The sequence below is a fragment of the Corynebacterium striatum ATCC 6940 genome, from assembly GCF_000159135.1.
Classification (GTDB): Bacteria; Actinomycetota; Actinomycetes; order Mycobacteriales; family Mycobacteriaceae; genus Corynebacterium; species Corynebacterium striatum.
This window is the reverse complement of the sequence record NZ_GG667523.1, coordinates 297,666-304,076: the sequence shown is the minus strand read 5'-3', so window position 1 is coordinate 304,076 and position 6,411 is coordinate 297,666. Positions and strand designations below refer to the sequence as shown.

The window sequence follows — 6,411 nt, the reverse complement described above, 5'->3', positions numbered from 1 at the left end:
TTAGACAGTGTAGTCACCGCACGGACATCTCCCCAGTTAGACCCAGCTAGACCGCATTCGGTTCCGAAGCACAGTAGTACCTAGGTAGCCTGTGCCGTCGCTTCAATCCGTTCAAGGCGCTTGCGTAAATCCACGATAACGTCTGTCTTGTTGTGAAAGATGTCGACGACAGAGCCCTCTTCATCAAAAGGCGGCTGGAAGATCTCCTCGTAGGCCACGCCACCGTTGTGAACCAGCACATCTACCAGCATCTTGATAAAGCGTATTTGGGCAGCATTGAAAGACGTATTACTGAGAAGGTCTGCAAACTGTTCCCGGACTGCCGCCTCATCAAGTCCCACCAAGCGGCGGATGAAGGCAGGAATGCTGTCCCCACCCATGCGTTCCCGCAGCTTATCAATGCTTTCCGTGAAGCCCCCACTTCCCCTGCCGACCTGTGCCACCACCGCCTCCAACGCGGCAACATCCTCTGCGTTCAGCGTGCGTGCACTGCGCAACTTGATCATCGCCAAGTCGTTGGCGTGTTCCTGCAGCACTTCACGCAGCTGTTGTTCCAGCTGGGAGGGGTAGGAACCGGTGCCGGGCAACTGAGACGGCATCTCATCATCGATCGTGAGCTCACCCATCTCATCCTGGATGTCGAGGGTCACGGCATTGCGCTTTCCCTTGGGAACGAACTGAATTAGCGAACGCATGCCGATGCGGATGGTCTCGAGGTCCTCCACCGTAACGTTGGTCCACCACTCCGGATCCAGCGCGCGCTCGAGGAAGGACCGCCGCTCGGCCACCATGGGGATGGTGGAGCTTACGGCCATGAGGTCATTGGCCATTCTCTCCACTCGTTGGCGCAGTGCCGCAAACTCGGGGCTATGGTCGAGCAAGCCCACTTGGAGCTTCAGGATCACCAGGTCAAAGCGCTTTGCTGTCTCGGCCTCCTTCATCGTGTTCAGCGGCAGGTGCCCGAGATGGCGGCTCAGCTGCTCAGCTTTCTCCTCATCCACATCGTTCCAAGCGGAGCGCTCGCGGTAGCGCACGAGGATTTCCTTGTCACCGGGCCGGACCATGATGTGGCCTAGCGGCACAGACGCCGCCGAGGCGTGGAGGGAGTCCGCAAGCCCGGCGCGCATCTCTGGGGCCTTAGCGTGCTTATCCAACTGAGCAAGCAACCCCACGCGGGCATCAAAGAGCTTTTCCGACAGCGACCGTGGTCGGCCCGTGGCCGATTCGCGGGCTTCACCCTTAAAGAACTCATCCACGTTGCCGCAGAAGTCGAAGATGAGGAAGTGCGTCTTGTCCATCCCCGGGCCGAAGAGGTCCGGGCGCAGTCGCGTCCCTCGGCCCACCATCTGCCAGAACTTGGTGGGGGAGTAGACGGGTTTGAAGAAGACAAGGTTGACCACCTCGGGCACGTCCACGCCGGTGTCAAGCATGTCCACCGAAATCGCGATGTTGACGTCCCCGTCCGGATCTGCGAAGTCGTCCAATGCCGACTGCGCATACTTCGTGTGCGTGGTAATCACGGAGGCTCCAGTACGCGAATACTCCGGGAACGTAGCGTCAAAGACTTGCTTGATGAGCTCCGCGTGACGTTGAGTCCGAGCGAAGATGATGGTCTTGCCCAGTTGGTCGCCGCCCACGCGGATCCCGTTCTCCACCACGGTTTTCAGGACCTTGCGTATGGTGTCCTTGTTGAACAGGTAGCGGTTAATCTCCGCCGAAGAAACCTGACCGGGCGGATCCAAGCGCCCGCCGTCCTCGTCAGTACCCCAATCGGACGTGTCCCACGCCAGCTGTTCCTCCGGGGAAAGCTCGTCATAGGACATGCCCCGGCGCAGGAAGAGCGAGTCCTGCCGAGCCGTCTTGAAGGGAACAAGATTTCCGTCTGCCACGGCTTCATCGAGGCTGTACTCGAAGGACGGGGTCTTATCCTCCATCTCAAAGAGTGCATACGTGTCATGGTCAATCTCGCTCTTTGGCGTCGCCGTCAGCCCCACCACGTAGGCATCGAAGTACTCCAAGATGCGCTTGAAGCGGTTGTATACGGAGCGGTGAGCCTCGTCCACGATGATGAGGTCGAAGTCGAACGGCCCGAACTTCGCCGGCGTGTCGCCGTCATCCCCAATCAGGTTCATCATGGTGTTGTAGGTGGTCACATACACGTCACCCACCTGCTCAGGGTTTTTGATGAGATTCACGGGCGTGGACTCCGCGTACATGCTCACAAAGGCTTTGTGTGCCTGATTGACCAAGGCAGTGCGGTCCGCCAGGAACAGCACCTTGCCCACCCAACCGGCCTGGCGCAACAGCCTGGCAGTGGCAACGGCCACACGCGTCTTACCAGTTCCTGTTGCCATGACCAGCAATGCTTGGCGACGCCTCCGCGCCTCCAACGTCTCCGTCACCGCGCGAATGGCCTCGAGCTGGTACGTGCGGGCACCACCACCGGCAATCTCCGTGTCTACCGGTGTCTCGCTCAACAGGGCGCGCATGGTGCGCCGACCAATCATGCGGCGCAATTGCTGCGCAGTGGGGAAGCCCTCCACCTCACGGGCGGGATAGCCCACACCGGTTCCAGGAAGGTTAGCGGCATCATCGATCAGGTCAATGTGATAGCCGTTGGTGCACAACATGACCGGCCGCGTTCCGTATTCGCGTTCGATGCAGTCGGCGTACAGCTTCACCTGGTGGGAGCCCACACTCATGGACTCCATGGACTTCTTCGCCTCGATGACGGCCAGCGGTGTGCGGTCATCATCCCACAAGACATAATCTGCGTAGCCAACGCCGGAGGGATTGGGCATACCGTGTAGCTCAAGCTCCCGGGTGACGGAGTCACCACTAAAACCGGCCACTTCCAGCATCGGGTCAATGAGCTGTCGGCGAGTCTCGGCTTCACCGATCGCCAAAGGCGCATCAGGCTGTGCTCCCGCCCCGGCGCGCTCAGCCGCGGCCGCTTCCTGCTCGGCTAGCTTCGCCTCAAGCGCCTCAATTTTGGCAGCAAGCTTCTCTTCTACCTGCTGTGCAGCCGCACGCTCTGCTTCGGCTTGTTCCTTGGCATCAGCCAGATCCGCCTTCGCCCGAAGCTCTGCGCTCCGCCGCTTAAGCTCAAACTGGGCTGCCTCACGAAGACGCTTCTCCTCCGCTTCACGTGCGGCTTCCTTGGCCTCATCGAGCAGCAGCCGGTTCTTCTTTAGCTCCTCATCCTGCTGCGCCAGCTTCTTGAGGTACGCGGCGGTCTGCGCTTGGGAGCGCCCAGCAACGTGGATGCCAGAGGCATCAGCTGCGCTCTGGCCCAGCAGGCTGGTATCAAAAGTCGCTTGCGGGCCCGGCGCGGCCTTCGGATTAGCGGAGTGGTAACGCACCGCCCACGCCATGAGGTCATACAAATGCGCTACTACTGCCCGCGCCTTCTGCGAAGTAGCCGGCGCTTGCTTGCCCTCCATGTCATCGGCGTGGGCGGCGTCATTACCGCTCTTACGCAAGATGGTCATCTTGCGCAGCATGGTCTCGTTCTTCACGCACTGAAGGAAACCACGGTCCCTGGTCATCTCCGCCAAGCTGAGGTAGCCAGTATCGCCCAAGCTCCGGAACGCCCAGATGTGATTCACCACCCGCTCCAGCACCTTGCGCGCATAGAAGCAGGAAATGACCGGATCCGCATCCACGAACCGCTCTACCTTCAGGCACTCCTCATACGCCGTGGGCCAGACGTAGCGCACAAAGCTGAAGTTGCTGCGTGCAGGCCCGCCTGGCACACCGTTGCGCCCGGCAGTCGGGGGAGTCGGGGGAGTAGAGGTCACCATAGAGTTCTCCAGGGACAAGATTTCACATCGGGTACGTCTTGATTCCAGTAATTCTAAGTCACGGCTCTAGGCCTAGCTAGCACCATCACTGCGTTCCCTGGCCAAACGCTCCGACTCCCCTTGTTCTTTCTTCACACGCCGCTAAGATCAGCACTATCCCGTTGTTCTACAGCTGGCTGTTCTAGGGGCCACCAATCAATAAATAGGGACACAGCACCCGTCCAATGTGTGTTTAGGTAAGGCGATGACAGCGATGACCAGTATTTCTCTCCACGAACTCAATCAGCGTCCTGGCCACATAGTGCGCACCGCAGCCTCTACCGGAAAGACTGTAACCATCACCGACCACAATCGACCCATTGCTCGAATTGTTCCCATCTCGTGCCCCAATAGCCGTATTCAGCAACTAGTAGCTGCCGGAATCCTGAGTCACGCCCCCGAGCCCTACTCCCCGCAGACCACGACGGCTCCACAGCCGAGCAACACAGACTTTCTACCTTCTAAGAACGACATTGTTTCACTACTGGATAGGGAAGACCGCTTGTGATGCTGTACACCGAAACTTCAGTGCTAACGACGTTGACCGTACCCGAGGGAGAAAAGCTCCACACCGCCACCCAGTCTAGCCTTCCTTCGGCACGGTAACAGTCGCCGATGACGGCTATAGGGAACCAGCAAATCGTGACACAACATCGATCTTCCTCCCGGTCACGCAGCTATTCCTTTTCCAACTGAGAATGCCGGCGGGGCGTTTCGTTTATTGCACCCGCCATAGTAATTTCCGCGCTACGCTCGTAAATCCTTGAATTTTCAACTTCTCCAATCCGTCAAGAAGTTCCCTCAACTGGACCGGAGGATCTTTCAATGCCTCGGCTTGCCGTGCAAGGCAACCTAAGACCTCATCCGGATCAAGGTCCAATTGGTTGAGCAAGAATTCATCCGGGGTCTGAACATCAATGCCAAATCGCTGGAGCTCATCCTTCGGAAAGTCTTTTACGTTGAACGTCACAATGACATCCGCTCGCCCCTGGATAGCAGCCGCAAGGACATGCACGTCATTGGGGTCTGGCAGGGAAACATCATTCCCGAGTACCTCCCAATTGGTCACATTGGCGTCATCAAAGAAGTCTTGCATCTCGGCCATTCGCCTCTCGACGGCCTCTGGAGGAAGTTCCGGATGAATCCTTTTCACCGCAAGCTCTGCTTCCTCCAGAATTCGCTTACTCCATAATGGCCGGTAGAGGCCAGCTTCCGCCAACGATAGGAAGGTATCTGCGAGCGAAATCGGCACCAGCGTGCACGCATCCAAAAGCGCCGAAAATTTAGCCACGCCGATCCTTCTCTGCCGCTTCCCTGCGAACATCCTTAAGGACCTGCGCAATGTCAGATGCGTCTACAGTATCCACGTCATAAGCACCAGCCGCTTGGGCCTCAGCAATCAGCTCTCGCAGCGCTTTACGACGCTCAGTCCGCTGCCTATCCCTGTACTGCAGTAAGTCAACTAGTCGAACTCGCCTGTGCCTTCCCCCTGAGGGGCGCTCGAAAGCTATCGCCCCGTCTTCGAGCTTCTTCACCAGAGTCGGCCTACTAATACCCAGAAAATCTGCTGCTTCTTGTGTCGTGAGCAGCTGGTCTACAGGCGCAACAGTAATACCCTTTCCTTGCCGCATCGCGTGGACAACCTCTGCCAACACGCTAAATGCTTCTTCAGGCAGAGCTACTGCTTGTCCATCGGGCCCTACTAACGCAGCAGGCCCTTCCAGCTGTTCCAAGAACCTACTCACATCGAGCATGGCCTCTAGATCTTGCGGCGGGAGAGTTGTGTGGGGGCGATTCCGTACTTCAGTCATGAGATCATCGTAGCGCAATTCGAAAAATACGAAAGCGCAAACACGAATCCTTCTTACTCGAAATAATCCTCATCAACCTCAACCAACGCCACGGTCCTCTTGACCTGCACGCCCACGCCGTAGCGGATCATCAGTTCCGCCAGCCTATCCCCGTCGATCAAAACAACGCGTGATGCCACCGCATCCGCATACTCCTGCGCACTCGCAGAGAACTTTGCCGTAGTCAAAAACACCCCACGGTCCGCCTGCGCACCCTGTAGCGCACCCACGAACCCCTGAATATCCGGCCGCCCAATGCTCTTGTCCAGCCCATACCGCTTGGCCTGCACGTAAATACGCGACAGCCCCAGCGCATCCTAGTCAATAATCCCGTCAATGCCACCATCATTGGATAGCTGCGTACGCGTGGCCTTGCCCTGTGTACCTCCATATCCCATGGCCATGAGCAGGTCCAATACCGCCTGTTCAAAGAACGCCGGCTCATTCTCATGCAACCGAGTGAGCAGCTCACCAGCCACAAACTCATTGTTGCGAGACACACCGGTTTCCACCTGCTCTACCGGATCCAGCTCGCTCTCGGCCTCTGGAAGGACGCTTTGCTTATCGACGCCCACCTCCTCCCCAGCCTTACGCCGAGGATTCCGGCCCCGCCACGATAGTGCCGCTTCCGTGCCCGCAATCTCTCCTAATAGCTGCTTCTCCGTCATCCCTTCCGGGTAACGTGCCAACAGGTCACGGCCAAAATCTGTAATTTGAAA

The 6,411-nt window shown here is 58.0% G+C and carries 4 protein-coding genes and 1 pseudogene; 1 reads left to right on the top strand and 4 read right to left on the bottom strand.

The features are described 5' to 3' along the window. Positions 1-80: 80 nt before the first annotated feature. Positions 81-3,803 (bottom strand): type I restriction endonuclease subunit R, encoded by a 3,723-nt coding sequence (locus HMPREF0308_RS08965; RefSeq protein ID WP_169305116.1) that lies wholly within the window; start codon positions 3,801-3,803, stop codon positions 81-83. 244 nt (positions 3,804-4,047) lie between these two features. Between HMPREF0308_RS08965 and HMPREF0308_RS14460 the strand changes: the two genes are divergently transcribed. After that, complete coding sequence (locus HMPREF0308_RS14460) at positions 4,048-4,350, top strand: type II toxin-antitoxin system Phd/YefM family antitoxin (protein WP_080548638.1); 303 nt, start codon at positions 4,048-4,050, stop codon at positions 4,348-4,350. A 210-nt stretch (positions 4,351-4,560) separates the two neighbouring features. Here the strand turns inward: HMPREF0308_RS14460 and HMPREF0308_RS08960 are convergent, their stop codons facing one another. The 3 genes and pseudogenes from HMPREF0308_RS08960 to HMPREF0308_RS14365 form a co-directional block, all read right to left on the bottom strand. Beyond that, on the bottom strand, positions 4,561-5,133 hold the full coding sequence (locus HMPREF0308_RS08960) for a PIN domain-containing protein (protein ID WP_034657304.1): 573 nt from the start codon (positions 5,131-5,133) through the stop codon (positions 4,561-4,563). Next, positions 5,126-5,653: an excisionase family DNA-binding protein gene (locus HMPREF0308_RS08955; RefSeq protein WP_034657361.1), complete on the bottom strand. Its 528-nt coding sequence runs from the start codon at positions 5,651-5,653 to the stop codon at positions 5,126-5,128. The genes HMPREF0308_RS08960 and HMPREF0308_RS08955 overlap by 8 nt, the downstream gene beginning before the upstream one ends. Positions 5,654-5,706: 53 nt before the next feature. Beyond that, positions 5,707-6,360: pseudogene (locus HMPREF0308_RS14365) on the bottom strand (restriction endonuclease). Between the last annotated feature and the right edge of the window lie 51 nt (positions 6,361-6,411).

Bases quoted from the DNA above. Each gene is read 5' to 3' on its own strand.
- HMPREF0308_RS14460 (WP_080548638.1), top strand. From the start codon at position 4,048: ATGACAGCGATGACCAGTATTTCTCTCCACGAACTCAATCAGCGTCCT.
- HMPREF0308_RS08965 (WP_169305116.1), bottom strand. From the start codon at position 3,803: ATGGTGACCTCTACTCCCCCGACTCCCCCGACTGCCGGGCGCAACGGT.
- HMPREF0308_RS08955 (WP_034657361.1), bottom strand. From the start codon at position 5,653: ATGACTGAAGTACGGAATCGCCCCCACACAACTCTCCCGCCGCAAGAT.